The sequence below is a fragment of the Nocardioides cavernae genome (assembly GCF_016907475.1).
GTDB classification, from domain to species: domain Bacteria; phylum Actinomycetota; class Actinomycetes; order Propionibacteriales; family Nocardioidaceae; genus Nocardioides; species Nocardioides cavernae.
In genome coordinates this window covers 1,505,544-1,522,633 of record NZ_JAFBCA010000001.1, presented here as the reverse complement: position 1 = coordinate 1,522,633, position 17,090 = coordinate 1,505,544, and the positions used below count along the sequence as shown (strand labels likewise).

Sequence of the window (17,090 nt, the reverse complement as noted above, 5' to 3'; positions counted from 1 at the left end):
CGACATGCCGAAGTACCTGATCCTCAAGCACTACCGCGGCGCGCCCGCCACCGTGAACGACGTCTCGATGGACCAGTGGGCACCCGAGGAGGTCGACGCGCACATGCAGTTCATGGCCGACTTCGGCAAGCGGCTGGAGGAGAGCGGCGAGTACGTCGACGCGCAGGCCCTCTCGCCCGAGGGCGCCTGGGTGCGGGCCGACGAGCAGCGCCAGCCGGCCACCGACGGCCCGTTCGCCGAGACCAAGGACCTCATCGCCGGGTGGTACGTCGTCGACGTCGACGGCTGGGACCGTGCCGTCACGCTGGCCGGCGAGCTGTCGCTGGCCCCGGGCAAGGACGGCAAGCCGATCCACGAGTGGCTCGAGGTGCGTCCCTTCTACGGCGCCCCCTCCGCGACCGACGCCTGAGCCGGTGACCCCCGCCGACGCGCCCGATGCCCCCGGGGCCCTCGACGGGGCTTTCGACACGGCCACGCTGCGACCGCTCGTGCCGGCGGTCATCGGCGTCCTCGTCCGCCGCGGAGCCGACTTCGCGACGGCCGAGGACGCCGTGCAGGAGGCGCTCGTCGAGGCCTGGCGCACCTTCGGCGCCGGGTCCGCGGAGCCGCCGCGCGACCTCAAGGGCTGGCTGGTCACCGTCGCCTGGCGGCGCTTCCTCGACGTCGTACGGTCCGAGACCGCGCGGCAGCGGCGTGAGGTCGCGGTGGACCTCGAGCCGGAGCGGGGTCCGGCGGAGACGGCCGACGAGACGTTGCGCATCTTCTTCCTCTGCGCGCACCCGGCGCTGACGCCGGCCTCGGCCGTCGCGCTGACCCTGCGCGCCGTCGCCGGACTGACCACCCGGCAGGTCGCCGAGGCCTACCTGGTGCCCGAGGCGACGATGGCGCAACGCATCAGCCGGGCGAAGCGGACCGTCTCGGGCGAGGCGTTCGACCGGCCGGGGGACCTCGCCACGGTGCGGCGCGTGCTCTACCTCGTCTTCAACGAGGGCTACTCCGGCGACGTCGACCTGGCCGCCGAGGCGATCCGGCTCACCCGCCAGCTGGCCGCGCTGGCCGGCCCCGACGGACAGGACCCGGAGACCGACGGGCTGCTCGCGCTGATGCTGCTCCACCACGCGCGACGCCCGGCGCGCCGGCGCGACGACGGGACGCTCGTCCCCCTCGCCGACCAGGACCGCTCCCGGTGGGACACCGGGCTAATCGAGGAGGGCGTCACCGTCCTGCAGGCCGCGCTCGCCCAGCAGCGACGCGGCGAGTACCAGCTCCAGGCGGCCATCGCCGCCCTGCACGCCGACGCCCCCAGCGCCGCGGAGACCGACTGGGTGCAGGTGGTGCAGTGGTACGACGAGCTGCTGGCGCTCACCGGCAGCCCGGTCGTGCGGCTCAACCGGGCCGTGGCGGTGGGCGAGGCCGACGGCGCCCGGGCCGGACTCGCGGCGCTCGCCGAGGTCGACCCCGCCCTGCCCCGCCACCGAGCCGCATCGGCGTACCTCCACGAGAAGGACGGCGACCTCGTCACGGCGGCGCGGCTCTACGCCGAGGCCGCCGGGCTCGCGACCAACCTCGCCGAGCGGACCCACCTGACCCGGGAGGCCGCCCGGCTCAACCGGGCAGCCCGCTGACAGGCGCCGCACAGCAACCTCACAGGTTGTCCCGGCAGGATGCTGCCCGTGCAGCAGCTCACCCGCCCCGACGGCTCCCCCGTGCGTGTCCTTGTCGTCGACGACGAGGTCAACATCGCCGAGCTCCTCGCGATGGCCCTGCGCTACGAGGGCTGGGACCTCCGGATGGCGCACAGCGGGGGCGACGCGGTCGCCACGGCGCGCGACTTCCGGCCCGACGCCGTGGTGCTCGACATCATGCTCCCGGACTTCGACGGCCTCGAGGTGCTGCGCCGGATGCGCGCCGACGGCAGCGACGTCCCCGTCCTCTTCCTGACCGCGAAGGACGCCGTCGAGGACCGCATCGCCGGTCTCACGGCGGGCGGCGACGACTACGTCACCAAGCCGTTCTCGCTGGAGGAGGTCGTGGCCCGGCTGCGCGGGCTGATCCGGCGCGGCGGCACGGCGGCGCAGGCCGAGGCCGGCAACGTGCTGGTCGTCGGCGACCTCACCCTCGACGAGGACAGCCACGAGGTGCACCGCGCCGGCGACGAGATCGCCCTGACCGCCACCGAGTTCGAGCTGCTGCGCTTCCTCATGCGCAACCCACGACGGGTGCTGAGCAAGGCGCAGATCCTCGACCGCGTCTGGCAGTACGACTTCGGCGGCCAGGCCAACGTCGTCGAGCTCTACATCTCCTACCTGCGCAAGAAGGTCGACGCCGGCCGCGAGCCGATGATCCACACGATGCGCGGCGCCGGGTACGTCCTGAAGCCGGCGGCATGACCCTCCGACCGCGGCGGCCGCTCACCCTCACCGCCCGGCTGGTGGCGGTGGTCGTGCTGCTGGTCGCGGTGTCCGCGCTCCTCATCGGCACCGCGACGACGCTGGCCATGCAGCAGAACCTGGACCGGCGCCTCGATGCGGACGTGCGCGACGCGGCCCGCTTCGCTGCCGGCCCCCGTCACCCGGACCGCGACGGCGACGACTTCGGCCCCGGGCAGCAGTTCGGCTCGTTGCAGGCCTACTACCCCGATGCGGGCGCGTCCCGGGGGCTCGTGCTCTCCGAGCAGGAGGGCGACGGATGGTCGGCGTCCACCGCGCTCGACGAGGCCGAGCTCGCCGCCATGGAGGCCCTCGGCGCCGCCCGCGACCCCCAGACCGTCGACCTGCCCGACCTCGGCAGCTACCGGGTGTTGGTGACCGACGTGCCCGGGGGGACGTTCGTCGCCGGTCTCCCACGCAGCGAGGTGGAGGAGACGGTCGAACGACTCGTCCAGCTGGAGCTGCTGACCGGGCTGCTCGGCGTGCTCGCCGCGGCGGGCGTGGGCATGGTCGTCGTACGCCGTCAGCTCTCGCCGCTGCGCGAGGTCGCCGCCACGGCGCACCGGGTCGCCGAGCTGCCGCTGGCGTCCGGGGAGATCGAGATGGCCGACCGCGTGCCGGAACGGCTGACCGACGAGCGCACCGAGGTCGGCCAGGTCGGCTCGGCGCTCAACGCCATGCTCGACCACGTCGAGCACTCGCTCGGCCAGCGCCACCGGAGCGAGCAGCAGGTGCGGCAGTTCGTCGCCGACGCGTCCCACGAGCTGCGGACGCCGCTCGCGACGATCGCCGGCTACACCGAGCTGGCCCGGCACCGTCCCGAGACCGGCGGCACCGCCCTCGCCAAGGTCGAGACGGAGTCGGCGCGGATGACCGCCCTCGTCGAGGACCTGCTCCTCCTGGCACGCCTCGACTCGGGCCGCCCGCTGGAGCGGCGGGCCGTCGACCTCTCCCGGCTGCTGCTCGAGGCGGTCGACGACGCCCGCGTGGTCGACCCCGACCGGTCCTGGCGCCTCTCGCTGCCCGACGAGCCCATCACGGTCACCGGCGACGAGGCCCGTCTGCACCAGGTCGTGAGCAACCTGCTCGCCAACGCCCGCAAGCACACGCCGCCGGGCAGCACGGTGACGATCACCGGCACGGCTGGTGCCGCCGGAGCCGGATTCACCGTGCACGACGACGGCCCGGGCTTCGCGCCCGACCTCGCCCCCCGCGCGTTCGAGCGCTTCACCCGCGGCGACGCGGCCCGCACCCGGGGCGGCGCCGGTCTGGGGTTGTCCCTCGTGGAGGCGATCGTCGGCGCCCACGGTGGTGCCGTGACGCTCGACAGCCGGCCCGGCGACACCACGATCACCGTCGTCCTGCCCTCCCCGTCGGCGTAGACGCCAATTACGGTGGCGACATGAGCCTGACCACCCTCACGGACAAGGTCGTCGTCATCACCGGTGCCGGATCGGGGATCGGCCGGGCGCTCGCGCTCCGCAGCGCACGGGCGGGCGCCCTGCTCGCCCTGTCCGACTGGGACCGCGACGGCCTCGCCGAGACGGTCGCGCTCGCCGAGCAGGCCGGCGCGGCGAAGGTCCGCCAGGACGTCGTCGACGTGTCGGACCGGGCAGCGGTCGCGACGTGGGCGGCCGGCGTGGTCGAGGAGCTCGGTCGCGTCAACCTCGTCGTCAACAACGCCGGCGTGAGCGCCACCGGCGACTTCTCCGACCTCACCTACGACGACCTCGACTGGATCGTCGGCATCAACTTCTGGGGCGTGGTCCACGGCTCCAAGGAGTTCCTGCCCCACCTCGTCGCGAGCGGCGACGGCGCCCTGGTCAACATCTCCTCGCTCTTCGGGCTGGTGTCCGTGCCCGGCCAGTCGGCGTACAACGCCACGAAGTACGCCGTTCGCGGGCTGACCGAGGCGATCCGCGAGGAGATGCTCGTCAACCGCCACCCGGTGACGGTCACCTGCGTCCACCCCGGCGGCATCCGCACCGGCATCAGCCGCCACGGCCGCAAGGCGGCCGGCCTCGACGCCGCCCGCATCGACGCGCTCTTCGAGAAGAAGCTCGCCAGGATGTCGCCCGACCGTGCCGCCGAGATCATCCTCGACGGCGCCCTCGCCGGGAAGCCGCGCGTCCTCGTCGGCCTCGACGCGCACCTGATCCACCAGTTCGGCCGGATCGCGGGTGCCCGCTACCAGGACGTCGTCGCCCGCCTCGCCGCTCGCACCCGCTGACCGGGCACTTCCTCGCGCATCACACCGCCGACCGGGCACTTCCTCGCGCTGATCTGTCCCTGTTCCGCGAGGAACTGCCCGGTGGACGCCTGCTGGCGCGAGGAAGTGCCCGATCACCTAGGTTGAGGCCCATGGAGCCCGGGACCGCCATCCGCTGCGAGACGAGCAAGTGGGGCGACCGGCCGCACTGGCAGTTCGAGGGGGTCTTCCTCGGCTCCGACGAGCACGGCGACTGGATCGGTGTCCCGCAGGGCACCCACCACCACCGCCCCGGGTTCGAGTTCCACTCGGACGTCGACGCGGTGACGCTCGTGCCGACCGACGGGTGGTACGCCGCCACCTTCCACCGGCCGGGGATCTGGTGCCACCTCTACATCGACGTCGCCACGCCGGGCCGCTGGGACGGCACCGTGCTGCGGATGGTCGACCTCGACCTCGACGTGGTGCAGATGTCCGACCCACTGCCGGCGGCACTCCACGCCGCGGCGGAGGAGGCGGGGCGCGCCGCCGGTGAGATCTTCGTGGACGACGAGGACGAGTTCGTAGAGCACCAGGTGCTCTACGGCTACCCCGCCGAGGTCGTCTCCGGCGCGCAGGCCAGCTGCGACGCCCTGGTCCCCGCCGTCCACGCAGGCCTGCCGCCGTACGACGGCACCCACCAGCGCTGGTTGGCGGAGCTCACTCGTCTGACGTCCGTCTGAGGGCACGCCGCTCGGCGCGGGTCATCGCCCGGAACGGTCCGACCAGGCGGGGGCCGGCCAGCCGGCTCTCCAGCTTGCGCGCCTCGCGCTTGAGCGGCTGGGCGACGTACTCACCCAGGATCACGCCCGAGGCCAGCGCGATGGCGACCGAGATCGCCGTCATCAGCGCGAGGATGCCCTGGGAGACGAAGAAGCCGCCCTCGGCGAGGAACGTGAGGCCGCGGTAGATCGATAGGCCGGGCAGGAACGGCACGATCGCCGGCACCGCCACGACCAGCGGCGGCACCCGCACCCGGCCGGCGACGGCGTACGCCACGAGACCGATGAAGAAGGCCGCCGCGCCCGCCGACATCACCCGGCCGAAGCCCAGCAGCGCCACCCCTTGCGAGATCGACGCCGCGACAGCGGTGGTGAGGGCGATCGGAACGACCGCGCGCCGCGGGGCGTACGACGCGATGCTGAACGCGGCCGCCGACACCGCTGCACCGCCGAGGACCGCCGGGAGCTCCGAGACACCGAGCGCGCCCGGGACGAGCTGGCCCAGCTCGAGGCCGATCCCGTCGGCCACCGCGATGCCGATCGCGACGCCGGCAATGATGCCGGCGGTCGCCATCATCGCCTCGATGAGGCGGGCGCTGGAGGTCAGGTAGAAGCCGGTGAGCGCGTCCTGCACGGCTCCCATCAGGCCGATCCCGGCGAGCAGCAGGATGATGTTGGCGGTCACGACCAGCGACGGGTCGACCTCGATCGGTGTCGCGGCCACCGCGCCGGCCAGCAGCGTCGCGATCGCACCTCCGGCGACCTGCAGGTAGAAGTACGGCAGCCGCCGTCGGGCCAGCACGATCTGCACGCGGTCGATGAGGCCGGCCGCCACCGCGGCGGTGACCGACACCACCGGCCCACCGCCGAGGAAGACGCCGACGGCCGCGGCCATCACCATCCACGCGAGGGTCACGGCCCAGCGCGGGAAGGCGTGGCCGAGCGAGACGATGGTGGCCATCCGCGACCGGGCGAGGTAGAGGTCGGCCTCGTCGGTGAGGACGTCGCGGACGAGGTGGTCGACCGCGGTGAGGTCCTCGTAGTCGATGTCGCGCTGCTGCACGTGGCGCAGCATGAGCGTCGGTACGTCGTCCAGCGAGCGCTGGTGGCTCATCGACAGGGCCGTGAACGTCACGTCGATCTCGGCTGCGCGCAGGCCGAGGTGGTCGGCCACCGAGCGCATCGTCGCGGTCACGTCCGCGGCGCCTGCGCCCGACGACAGGAGCATCTCCCCGATGCGCAGGCAGAGGTCCATCGTCAGGTGGACCTCGCGGGCCCGTTCGGCCTCGAGGCGGGCCTCCAGATCGACCTGGGGATCGTCCTCGTCGGGCGTGCGCGCTCGTCCGTCCTGCTGGTCCACCCGGCCATGGTGACAAAGGCCGAATCCCACCCGGCACAGGGGTGAGCCTTGGACGCTGGGTCGTCCTTAGACTCGTGGCATGCGCATCGACTTCCACGCGTCGCCGGAGCCGACGCTCGGCGTGGAGTGGGAGCTGGCGCTCGTCGACCGGGCCAGCCGCGACCTCGTCAGCATCGCCTCGGAGGTGCACGAGCTCGCTGGCGGTCGGCTCGAGCGACCCGAGCGGCTGCACAAGGAGCTGCTGCGCAACACCGTCGAGGTCGTCACCGGCATCTGCGACACCGTCGGGGAGGCCGTCACCGACCTGCGGGACACCCTCGCCGTCGTCGCCCCCGCTGCGGCCGAGCTCGGGGTGGACCTCCTCGGCGCCGGGTCACACCCCTTCGCCGACTGGTCGCACCAGCAGCTCACCGAGGGCCACCGCTACGCCGAGCTGATCAACCGCACGCAGTGGTGGGGCCGCCAGATGCTGATCTGGGGCGTCCACGTCCACGTGGGGATGCCCGAGCGCGACCGGGTGATGCCGGTCCTGGCGTCGATGCTGACGACGTACCCCCACCTCCTCGCGCTCTCGGCGAGCTCCCCGATCTGGGCCGGCCAGGACACCGGCTACGCGTCCAACCGGGCCCTGATGTTCCAGCAGCTGCCGACCGCGGGACTGCCCTTCGCCTTCGACACGTGGTCCGAGTTCGAGAAGTGCATCGCCGACCAGACCACGACCGGGATCATCGACTCGATGTCCGACGTCCGCTGGGACCTGCGCCCCGCGCCGCACCTCGGCACCCTCGAGCACCGGGTCTGCGACGGCATGTCCGACCTGGGCGAGCTCGCCGCCCTCACCGCGCTCGTCCACTGCCTCGTCGTCGACCTCGACACGCGGCTCGCGGCCGGCGAGGACCTGCCGACGCTGCCGCCGTGGCAGGTGCAGGAGAACAAGTGGCGCGCCGCGCGCTACGGCCTCGACGCGATCATCATCCTCGACGACCACAACCGCGAGCGGCTCGTCACCGAGGACCTCGACGACCTGCTCGAGCGGCTCACCCCCGTGGCCAAGCGGCTCGACTGCGAGGCCGAGCTGCGCAGCGTCGCCGACATCCCCGTCCGCGGGGCGTCCTACCAGCGCCAGCGGGCCGTCGCCCGCGAGTCGGGTGGCGACCTCGTCGCGGTCGTCGACGCGCTCGTCGCGGAGCTCGCCCACTCGCTGGAGTCCTGACGCCGCTTCGGCCGCCCGCCCTTGTGGCGGGTCACCGCGGGGCGAGAGGATGCCCGGACCTCCCCGCCTCGCTCGGCGTCGAGGCCGACGGAGGATCCGAACCGAGGAGCAGCCAGTGGTGGACCCGATCGATCCGACCGCGACCGGCTTCCTCCTCGCCGAGAACCGCAACATGCCGATGCACGTCGGCGGCCTCCAGCTCTTCGAGAAGCCCGCCGGCGCCGGCCGCGGCTACGTCCGCGAGATGTACGAGCAGATGCGCGACGTCGAGCAGGTCGCACCGCTCTTCCTGAAGCACCCGCACCGCTCGACGCGTACGGCGGGCCAGCTGGTGTGGGTGCCCGACGAGCAGTTCGACATCGAGCACCACGTCCGGCACAGCGCGCTGCCCAAGCCGGGCCGCGTGCGCGAGCTGCTCGAGCTCTGCTCGCGGCTGCACAGCACCCGCCTGGCGTGGGAGCGACCGCTCTGGGAGGCCACGGTCATCGAGGGCCTGCGCGACGGGCGCGTGGCGATGTACACCAAGACCCACCACGCCCTCGTCGACGGCGTCTCCGCGATGCGCCTGCTGGCGAGCGTGCTGTCGACCGATCCCGACGAGCGCGGCATGCCCGCCCCCTGGGCGATGCGTCCGCGCCCGCCGCGCGAGGAGCCCGCGAGCACGGGTGGCGCGTCGCTGTCCGGCGTCACCACCGCCACGGTGCGTACGGCGCTCGCGATCGCGTCGGAGGCCGCCGGCATGCCCGGCGCGCTGGTCCGCACCCTCAACAAGAGCGTGCGCAACGAGACGTCCGCGTTGTCGCTCTACGCCCCGCGCACCATGCTCAACCAGAACATCACCGGCTCGCGGCGCTTCGCCGCCCAGGACTGGCCTGTCGAGCGGCTGCGGGCTGTGGGTCGTGCGAGCGGCACCACCATCAACGACGTGGTGCTCGCGATGGTCAGCGGCGCGATGCGGACCTACCTGCTCGACCTCGACGCGCTGCCCGACACCTCCCTGATCTCGATGGTGCCGGTCGGCCTCAACGCCAAGCAGTCCCAGCTCGCCTCGGGCGACGGGGGCAACGCGGTCGGCTCGGTGATGGTGCAGCTCGGCACCCACCTGCCCGACCCCGCCGACCGCCTCGCGGCGATCCACCGCTCGATGGTGGACGGCAAGGACAGCCTGTCGGCGATGACGCCGACGCAGATCCTGGCGATGAGCGCGCTCGGGCAGGCTCCCGCCATCCTGGGTCCGATCTTCCGGATGCAGGGCATCGTGCGCCCGCCCTACAACCTCGTCGTCAGCAACGTCCCGGGCCCGCGCACCACCCACTACTGGAACGGCGCCAGGCTCACCGGCACCTACCCGCTGTCGATCCCGATCAACGGGATGGCGCTCAACATCACGTGCACGTCCTACGACGGCAAGATGTGCTTCGGCCTCACCGGCTGCCGCCGCACCGTCCCCCACCTCCAGGTCCTGCTCCAGTACCTCGACGAGGAGCTGACCGCCCTCGAACGGGCCGCCGGCGTCTGACCGCGAAAGTCCCCGGATATCCGGGGAGTTTCACACTGTGCACCCGAGATCTGGTGTGACAAGTGTGAGAGTCACCGGATATCCGGGGACTTCACGACGACCTCGAGGCCGCCGCCGACGAGCTCGGCGACGGCGGCGAGGCGGGCGCGGGTGATGTCGGCGACCGTGGCGAGGCCGGCGAGCTGCGCGTTGGAGCCCGCGCGGGTGGGCTCGGCGGAGTTGATGCTGATGCAACGGCGGGCGCCGCCGTCGGCGGCGTTGGCGAGCGCGACGGCGTGACCGGTGGTGCCGCTGCCGGCGAAGGGGTCGAGCACGACGACGTCGGCGGGCAGCGTGGACAGGATCCGGCGGACCAGGCCGGTGGGCTTGGGCGACTCGAACACGTGGCCGACCACCGCCTTGAGCTCGGCGACCGCGGTGTCGGTCGAGCCGATCTCCTCAGCCAGCCAGATGGTGCGCAGCTTCTTGCGGCGCCCGCCCTCGCGGTGCAGCCAGTCGCGCTGGAAGATGTCGGCGCGCTCACCGCTGCGGCCGCGGATCACTCGGCACTCGAGGTCGTCGGGGCGCTCCTCCACGCGCGGCCGCGACCACCGCCACACCGCGGGGCGGCCGTCGCCGAAGACGGGGGTCAGCGCCGTGCTGCCGTCGAACTCGCTGACCGAGACCCGACCGGTCGCCGGGTCGCCGTGCAGCGGGTAGTGGAGCGTCGGCGTGCTGACCGGGTTGAACTTCTTGTTGGTGTTGCGCAGGGGCAGGTAGCGGAACCGGCGCCCGTCGGGAGTGGTCAGCGGGAAGTCGGCCTCGTCGACGGCCTCGGTCGACGCCCCGTCCACCGCGCAGGACGGCAGGTGGCGGGCGTACGCCAGGACGTACTCGTGGCTGGTCGCGAACCCGCGGCCGAGCTGACGGCCCTTCGGGTTGAGGTTGACCACGACCTGGGCGAGGAAGTTGGCCTCCCCGAAGACCTCGTCCATCAGCAGTCGCAGGTGGGCGGCCTCGTTGTCGTCGATGCTGACGAACACCGCTCCGTGCGGCGCCAGCACCTCGCGGACGGCCTCGAGGCGCGGACGCATCATCGCCGTCCACGCGGCGTGCCGACCGGCGTACGGGTCGGCGTGGGAGCCGTCGCGGAAGCGGTCGGCGTACGCGAAGTCGTTGCCCGTGTTGTAGGGCGGGTCGGTGTAGACGACGTCGACCGATGCCGCCGGGAGCAGCGGCAGCACGTCGAGGTTGTCCCCGACGTGGAGCGTGTTCCACACCGGGCCTCGCGCACCACCGGCAGCGGACGCGGGCTCGTCGGGCACGCGCGCCAGCCTAGGCGCTGGCCGGGCGTCGGCACCGGGTCACGTCGCAAACTGCTGATCCCAATATTCCCACCAGCCCCACTACGTCCTTTACTGTGGACGGCGTGTCTTCCTCCACGCGCCGCTCACGCCTCTCCCCACGCCGCTCCGCCCCCGCTCGCGGGCGGGCGCTGACGGTCGCCACCGCCGGCGTCCTGATCGCGGGCCTCGCCCTCAACGCAGGCGTCAGTCCCTCGGTGGCCGACGACGGCGACCGGACGGACAAGGCGCAGAGCCGCGGACTGTCCTACGGCGGCGACAGCGGCTACCGGGGCCGCAACCAGACCTCCGACGGCAAGCCCGGCCTTGTCGTCGGTCCGCCGATCAACGCCCGCGGACGCGCGGTCACCGTGTTGAACGACGTCAGCTACGAGATCGCGCCCGGAGTTGTGCTCCGGGAGTGGGACCAGGTCGACGGTCGCCAGCCGATCGGGCAGGTCCGGATGAACCTGCTCTCCGTCAGCCTCGACGCCCCCAACATCTCCTTCGAGGAGTTCTCCCCCACCTACGTCACCAGCCGCAAGAAGGTCAGCCAGCTCGGCGGGTGGAACGACGCCCTCGGCGCGGTCAACGGCGACTTCTTCGACATCGGCAGCACCGACGCCCCGCTCGGCGTGACGATCAACCGCGAGAAGGGCGTCCTCGGCGGGTCGCGCGAGGGCTGGATCCCCGGCGTCAACTCGTCCCTCTGGTTCGACGACTCCGGCCCGCACGTCAGCCCGCTGGCCCTCGAGTGGACGATCCGCCAGCGCAGGGCGTGGACCGTCAGCGGGGTCAACCACCCGCGCGTCCCGTCGGGCCAGATCGGCGTCTTCACCTCCGACTGGCACCGCACGTCGGGCTACAAGGTGACGGCGGGCAAGAAGCGCGCCCGCGAGGTCGTGCTCCGCAAGAACCGCGTCATCTCCAACAAGCCGAAGCTCTCCACCGGCCGCAAGATCAAGCAGAAGGAGCGGGTGCTGATCGGCACCGGTCCCGCCGCCGCCAAGCTGAAGAACCTCAAGCGGGGCAAGAGGATCACGCTGTCGCAGCGCATAGCAGGCGGCAAGCCGACGGTCGCGATCAGCGGCGACCGCCCGCTGCTCACGAACGGCGTCCGCACCGTCGTCAACAACACCATCGCCCACCCGCGTACGGCGGTCGGCATCGACGCCGACGGCCGCAAGCTGCTCATCCTCGTGGTCGACGGACGCTCCGCGGTCAGCCGCGGCTACACGATGGTCGAGCTCGCCGACATCATGACCGCCCTCGGCGCGGAGAACGCGATCAACCTCGACGGCGGCGGCTCCTCGGCGATGTACACCCGCACCGGCACCGGCGCCTTCGGCATCGTGAACGAGCCGTCCGACGGCAACGAACGACTGGTGCCGAACTCGTTCGGCCTCGTCTACCACGGCGAGCTGCCGCCGGTGGTGCCGATCCTGCCGCCCACCCCGACGCCCACCCCGACGCCCACTCCGACGGTGCCGCCGACCACGCCCCCGACCACTCCGCCGACGACGCCGGCTCCCTGACCGGAGAGGCGGCTCAGGCGTCGGGCGCGGCGAAGACCACGACGTACGTCACCGGCGCGAGGCACTGCACGGTGCTCTTCGGCAGGGCGGGAACGACCTGGAAGCCGGCCTCGCCGGCGTCGATCGCGACGCTGCGCGGGGGCTCGCACCCGGTCGCGACGACGGCACCGTAGGGGGTCGTGCCCGGCGCGCGGAGGTCCTCCACCGCGGCGGCGACCTCGTCCGGGAGACCGCTCTGGAGCCCCACGACGAAGTCGGCGACGGCCTGGTCGGTGTCGAGCGCGAAGGCCATCTCCGACGGCGAGCCGCCGCCCTCGGTGGCGTCGACCAGCACGGCGTCGGTGACACCGGCGGACCCTTCGACGCGGATCGGCGCGGCGTCGCCGCCCGGGGACGGGTCCTCCGACGGGCTCTCGGACGGAGACGGGGTCTCGCTCGGGGTGTCGGACGGGCTCGGTGTGCTCGTCGTCGCTGCCGGGTCGGTCGCCGTCCCGCCGTCGTCGTCCCCGCACGCCGAGAACCCTCCTGCCAGGGCGAGGGCGGCGAGGAGGGCGGAGGCGGACCGGGTGCGGGCGCCCGAGCGGCGCGGTGAGGGGCTCATGGTGCTTCGACGATATCGACGGGCGCCCGGCTCCGCCGGAAGGCTCGCACGCGGGACGTCGCGTCGACGCCGTGCGGTCCGCACTGGCAGGCTGGCGCCATGAGTGACCCCGAGAACCAGGCCGAGCCGGTCCGCCAGGCCGTCCGCGCCTACGCGGCGCTCCAGCCGCAGCTGGCCTCGGCCACCCAGGCTTATGTCGCCCTCATCCAGGTGCTCCTCGACGACGCCGGCATCGACTACCTCAGCGTCACCGGGCGTACGAAGAGCGTCGCGTCGTTCGCCGCGAAGGCCAACCGCACCGAGGGTGACGGTCCGCTCTACCCCGACCCGTTGGAGCAGATCACCGACCAGATCGGCGTCCGCGTCATCACCTACGTCCACAGCGACGTCGCGGCGGTCGCGGAGGTCCTCGACGACGAGCTGTCGATGCTCGACGACCGCGACCTGGGCGAGGAGACCGCCAGGTCGGGTCGCTTCGGCTACGCCAGCCGGCACCTACTGGTCCAGACCCACCCGGGCGCCGAGCTCCCGACGCTGGAGGGGCACCGGGCCAGCGTGCAGGTGCGCACCGTGCTGCAGCACGCCTGGGCGGAGTTCGAGCACGACATCCGCTACAAGGGCAACGTCCCGGAGGACGCCGCCGCCGACCTCGACCGCCGCTTCACCCTCGCCGCCGGGCTCATCGAGCTGGCCGACCGCGAGTTCGCCACCATCCGTGAGCGCATCCAGGCGGCCGCACCCGGCAGCCTGGCGGAGCTCGACGCCGACCACATCGTCGGGCAGGAGCTGGCCACCTTCCTGGCCGGCCACTACAGCGACGCCGGCTGGTCGCACACCGACCACTACGACTGGATCGCCGGCCTGCTCACCCAGCTCGGCATCGACTCGGTCGACGACCTCGCCGACCTGCTCACCTCGGTCGACGCCGACGCGGTGATCCGGCGGATGGGCTACCGCTACCCCGCCGGTGCCGTACGACGCCTCGACGACGCGCTGCTGGCGATCTTCGGCGAGCAGTACGTCACCCTCGAGGGCAACAGCCACCGGGTCCCGCTGCTGCGCGCCCGGCTGGAGAAGCTCAGCACGCCCGAGGGCTGACGGGCAGGCGTCGGTCGGCTGCCGGGGGCGCCCCTAGGGTTGTGCCATGCCCCGGCTGTCGTGGACCACCGTCACTCCTCTGCTGGCCGCTGTGGCGCTGGCCGTCGCCTGGCCCCTGCACCCGGACAGCGCACCCGTGCTCGGCGTCCTCTCGATCCTGCTGGTCGGCGTCGTGCTCGCCGCCGTGCACCACGCGGAGGTCGTCGCCCACCGGGTCGGCGAGCCCTACGGCTCGCTGGTGCTGGCGGTCGCGGTGACGATCATCGAGGTCGGGCTCATCGTCACGCTGATGGTCACCACCGACAAGGACACCGCCGGGCTGGCGCGCGACACCGTCTTCGCGGCGGTGATGATCACCCTCAACGGCATCGTGGGCATCTCGCTGCTCGTCGGCGCCCTCAAGCACCACCTCGCGGTCTTCAACCCCGAGGGCACCGGCGCCGCGCTGGCCACCGTCATCGCCCTCGCCGTGCTCTGCCTCGTCGTGCCGTCGGTGACCACGTCCCAGCCCGGGCCGGAGTTCACCGGCGCGCAGCTGGCCTTCGCGGCGATCGCGTCGCTCGCGCTCTACGGGATGTTCGTCTTCACCCAGGCCATCCGGCACCGTGACTTCTTCCTCCCGGTGACCCAGGACGCCCACTCTCCGCTCGTCACCTCCCAGGCCGCGACGGACGCCGCCGCCGCCCGCGCGGCCGCCGACGCCGGCTCCTTCGAGCACGAGCCGGTCGACCTCGACCAGGACGGGCACGCCGACCCGCCCACCGACCGGGCCGCCCTCACCAGCCTCGGCCTGCTCGTCGTCTCGCTGGTGGCCGTCGTCGGCCTGGCCAAGATCGAGTCGCCGGCCATCGAGTCCGGCGTGGCAGCGCTCGGCTTCCCGCCGGCGGTCGTCGGCGTCGTGATCGCGCTCCTCGTCCTCGCACCCGAGACGATCGCGGCCGTCCGGGCCGCGACCCTCAACCGGGTCCAGGTCAGCCTCAACCTCGCGCTCGGCTCGGCGATGGCGTCCATCGGCCTCACCATCCCCGCAATCGCGATCGCCAGCATCTGGCTGGACGGGCCGCTCGAGCTCGGCCTCAACCAGCTCCAGGTCGTGCTGCTGACCCTCACCGCGGCGGTCGCGATCCTCACCGTCGTACCGGGTCGCGCCAAGCCGCTCCAGGGCGGCGTGCACCTCGTCCTGCTCGCGGCGTTCCTGTTCCTCACCGTCGCGCCGTAGTACGGAAATGCGCCGCGGCCCGGCAGGAGTCCTGCCGGGCCGCGTGCGCGTGTGGATCAGCCGAAGTACGTGGCGTAGATCTTGTCGTAGGTGCCGTCCTCGCGGAGGTCGGCAAGCGTGCTGTTGATGGCGCGCAGGAGCGGGATGTTGCCGTCCTTCTTCACCGCCATGCCGTACTGCTCACCGGTGTCGAACTCCCGGGCCAGCTTGAGCTTGCGGTTCTCGGAGACGAACTGGCCGGACACGGTGTTGTCGAGCATCGCCGCGTCGAGCTGGCCCGCCGCGAGCGCGGCCTGCAGACCCGCCGCGTCCTCGTACGCCGTCACCTGCGTGGTCTCCGGGGCGAAGTCGCTCAGGTAGGTCTCGCCGGTGGTCTCCTTCTGGACGCCGACCCGCTTGCCGGCGAGCTCGGGGAGCTGGTCCAGGCCCGAGCCGCGCGGCGTGATGAGCGCCTGCTTGGCGTCGAAGTAGGGGCTCGAGAAGTCGAGGACGCGGGCCCGCTCGCCGGTGATGGTCATCGCCGAGATGGCGAGGTCGCACACGTCGTTGTTGAGCGAGTTGCCCGAGGTGATGTCGTCGAACGACACGTCGATCACGTCGAGGTCGGCGTCGAGGCTGTCCGCGACCTTGCGCACCAGGTCGATGTCGAAGCCGGTGGGCTTGCCACCCTCCTCGTACTCGAACGGTGCATAGGGCATGTCGGTGCAGACGGTGAGAGCGCCGCTGAAGACCAGCGACACCTCGCTCAGGGCGTCGGCCTCGTCGGCGCTGGCGCTGCCGCCGCAGGCGCTCAGCGTGGCCATCAGGGCCACGGAGGACAGGGCGGCGAGGGCCGTGCGGGCAGGGCCGGGCCGTCGGACGGTGCGGGTCATGGCGTCAGTTCGCATTCACGGTGAGCGACTCACGCAGTCGCGTGAGGGCGTATTCGGTGATCTTCACGAGCGCACCCTTGGCCTGCTCGCGGTCGCGGGCGTCGAGGCTGATGATCGGTACGTCGGCGGGCAGGGCCAGCGCGGCGGCGATCTCCTCGGCGGGGTAGCGCGGGACGCCGTCGAACTCGTTGACGGCGACGATGAAGGGGATGCCCTTGGACTCGAAGTAGTCCAGCGGCGAGAACGACTCGTCGAGGCGCGCCACGTCGACCAGCACGATGGCGCCGATGGCGCCGCGGCACAGGTCGTCCCACATGAACCAGAAACGACGCTGCCCGGGCGTGCCGAAGAGGTAGAGCACGAGGTCCTCGGCCAGTGTCAGGCGGCCGAAGTCCATCGCCACGGTCGTGGTGGCCTTGGTGGGCACGGCGGCGAGATCGTCGACGCCCTCGGACTCGTTGGTGACGAGTGCCTCGGTGCGCAGCGGGTCGATCTCCGACACGGCGCCGACGAGCGTCGACTTGCCGACGCCGAAGCCGCCTGCGATGACGATCTTCGTCGACGCGGCCGCGCGCTGTGCCTTAGTAGTTTCGAAGTCCACGGAGGGTCCTTTCGATGAGCTCGAGCCGCTCATCTGTCGACGTGCTGTCGGTGATGGTGGCCTGGATGCGTACCAGGCCCTGCTCGATCAGGTCACCCAGCAGCACCCGGGTGACGCCGATCGGCATCTTGGTGAGGGCCGACACCTCGGCCACGGAACGCCGATCGCAGACCTCGAGAACCTGCGCAGCAGACGGAGAGAGCACGGGGGCTTCCGCACCCGCCTGCAGGCGGAGCGTGGCCTCCAGGGCCAGCTCGACCTTCGCGGCCGTCCGACCTGCGGTGAGGGTGTAGGACCGGATCAGTCGAGGGCGGTAGCCCTCGTCCTCCGGCTCGGGTGGCGGCGTCATGG

Annotated in this window: 17 protein-coding genes; 11 read left to right on the top strand and 6 right to left on the bottom strand. The window is 72.4% G+C overall.

Annotated elements, in window-relative coordinates:
• Positions 1-4 precede the first annotated feature (4 nt).
• From JOD65_RS07060 to JOD65_RS07035, 6 genes are all read left to right on the top strand, one after another.
• Complete coding sequence (locus tag JOD65_RS07060; protein ID WP_204811000.1) at positions 5-409, top strand: YciI family protein; 405 nt, start codon at positions 5-7, stop codon at positions 407-409.
• Between the two features lie 4 nt (positions 410-413).
• Entirely contained in the window at positions 414-1,625 is a 1,212-nt protein-coding gene (locus JOD65_RS07055; RefSeq protein WP_191193099.1) for an RNA polymerase sigma factor, read from the top strand.
• Between the two features lie 39 nt (positions 1,626-1,664).
• A complete protein-coding gene (locus tag JOD65_RS07050) occupies positions 1,665-2,390 on the top strand; it encodes a response regulator transcription factor (RefSeq protein ID WP_191193100.1) in 726 nt (241 codons plus the stop codon).
• On the top strand, positions 2,387-3,811 hold the full coding sequence (locus JOD65_RS07045; protein ID WP_191193101.1) for a sensor histidine kinase: 1,425 nt from the start codon (positions 2,387-2,389) through the stop codon (positions 3,809-3,811). Before JOD65_RS07050 ends, JOD65_RS07045 begins: the two co-directional genes overlap by 4 nt.
• A 20-nt stretch (positions 3,812-3,831) precedes the next feature.
• Complete coding sequence (locus JOD65_RS07040; RefSeq protein ID WP_191193102.1) at positions 3,832-4,659, top strand: SDR family NAD(P)-dependent oxidoreductase; 828 nt, start codon at positions 3,832-3,834, stop codon at positions 4,657-4,659.
• Between the two features lie 131 nt (positions 4,660-4,790).
• A complete protein-coding gene (locus JOD65_RS07035; protein WP_191193103.1) occupies positions 4,791-5,360 on the top strand; it encodes a ribonuclease FAU-1 family protein in 570 nt (189 codons plus the stop codon).
• Here JOD65_RS07035 and JOD65_RS07030 read toward each other — a convergent pair.
• Positions 5,338-6,759, bottom strand: coding sequence for a threonine/serine exporter family protein (locus JOD65_RS07030; RefSeq protein WP_307820995.1), 1,422 nt, complete (start codon positions 6,757-6,759; stop codon positions 5,338-5,340). The genes JOD65_RS07035 and JOD65_RS07030 overlap by 23 nt on opposite strands.
• A gap of 79 nt (positions 6,760-6,838) precedes the next feature.
• On the opposite strand from JOD65_RS07030, the gene JOD65_RS07025 reads away from it, so the two are divergent.
• Together JOD65_RS07025 and JOD65_RS07020 are read left to right on the top strand one after the other, a co-directional pair.
• Positions 6,839-7,972, top strand: a complete 1,134-nt coding sequence (locus tag JOD65_RS07025) for a glutamate--cysteine ligase (protein ID WP_191193104.1) — start codon at positions 6,839-6,841, stop codon at positions 7,970-7,972.
• A 115-nt stretch (positions 7,973-8,087) separates the two neighbouring features.
• Positions 8,088-9,491: a WS/DGAT/MGAT family O-acyltransferase gene (locus JOD65_RS07020; protein ID WP_204810990.1), complete on the top strand. Its 1,404-nt coding sequence runs from the start codon at positions 8,088-8,090 to the stop codon at positions 9,489-9,491.
• A 71-nt stretch (positions 9,492-9,562) separates the two neighbouring features.
• Here the strand turns inward: JOD65_RS07020 and JOD65_RS07015 are convergent, their stop codons facing one another.
• A complete protein-coding gene (locus JOD65_RS07015; protein WP_307820994.1) occupies positions 9,563-10,795 on the bottom strand; it encodes a site-specific DNA-methyltransferase in 1,233 nt (410 codons plus the stop codon).
• Between the two features lie 104 nt (positions 10,796-10,899).
• Here JOD65_RS07015 and JOD65_RS07010 point away from each other — a divergent pair, with 104 nt between their 5' ends.
• Positions 10,900-12,348 carry a phosphodiester glycosidase family protein gene (locus JOD65_RS07010; protein ID WP_191193106.1) on the top strand — a complete coding sequence of 483 codons (1,449 nt, stop codon included), beginning with the start codon at positions 10,900-10,902 and terminating at the stop codon, positions 12,346-12,348.
• Between the two features lie 13 nt (positions 12,349-12,361).
• On the opposite strand, the gene JOD65_RS07005 is transcribed toward JOD65_RS07010, so the two are convergent.
• On the bottom strand, positions 12,362-12,949 hold the full coding sequence (locus JOD65_RS07005) for a hypothetical protein (RefSeq protein WP_191193107.1): 588 nt from the start codon (positions 12,947-12,949) through the stop codon (positions 12,362-12,364).
• Between the two features lie 99 nt (positions 12,950-13,048).
• Here JOD65_RS07005 and JOD65_RS07000 point away from each other — a divergent pair, with 99 nt between their 5' ends.
• Both JOD65_RS07000 and JOD65_RS06995 read left to right on the top strand, forming a co-directional pair.
• Complete coding sequence (locus tag JOD65_RS07000; RefSeq protein WP_191193108.1) at positions 13,049-14,047, top strand: GTP pyrophosphokinase; 999 nt, start codon at positions 13,049-13,051, stop codon at positions 14,045-14,047.
• A gap of 46 nt (positions 14,048-14,093) precedes the next feature.
• The gene (locus JOD65_RS06995) at positions 14,094-15,266 is read left to right on the top strand and encodes a calcium:cation antiporter (RefSeq protein ID WP_191193109.1); all 1,173 of its coding nucleotides are present in this window, start codon (positions 14,094-14,096) and stop codon (positions 15,264-15,266) included.
• A 56-nt stretch (positions 15,267-15,322) separates the two neighbouring features.
• Here the strand turns inward: JOD65_RS06995 and JOD65_RS06990 are convergent, their stop codons facing one another.
• The 3 genes from JOD65_RS06990 to JOD65_RS06980 are packed head-to-tail and all read right to left on the bottom strand — an operon-like array spanning position 15,323 to position 17,088.
• Positions 15,323-16,138, bottom strand: a complete 816-nt coding sequence (locus JOD65_RS06990; protein ID WP_191193110.1) for an ABC transporter substrate-binding protein — start codon at positions 16,136-16,138, stop codon at positions 15,323-15,325.
• 4 nt (positions 16,139-16,142) lie between these two features.
• Positions 16,143-16,739: a GTP-binding protein gene (locus JOD65_RS06985; protein WP_307820992.1), complete on the bottom strand. Its 597-nt coding sequence runs from the start codon at positions 16,737-16,739 to the stop codon at positions 16,143-16,145.
• Positions 16,720-17,088 (bottom strand): DUF742 domain-containing protein, encoded by a 369-nt coding sequence (locus JOD65_RS06980; RefSeq protein WP_191193112.1) that lies wholly within the window; start codon positions 17,086-17,088, stop codon positions 16,720-16,722. The genes JOD65_RS06985 and JOD65_RS06980 overlap by 20 nt, the downstream gene beginning before the upstream one ends.
• Positions 17,089-17,090: the final 2 nt, after the last annotated feature.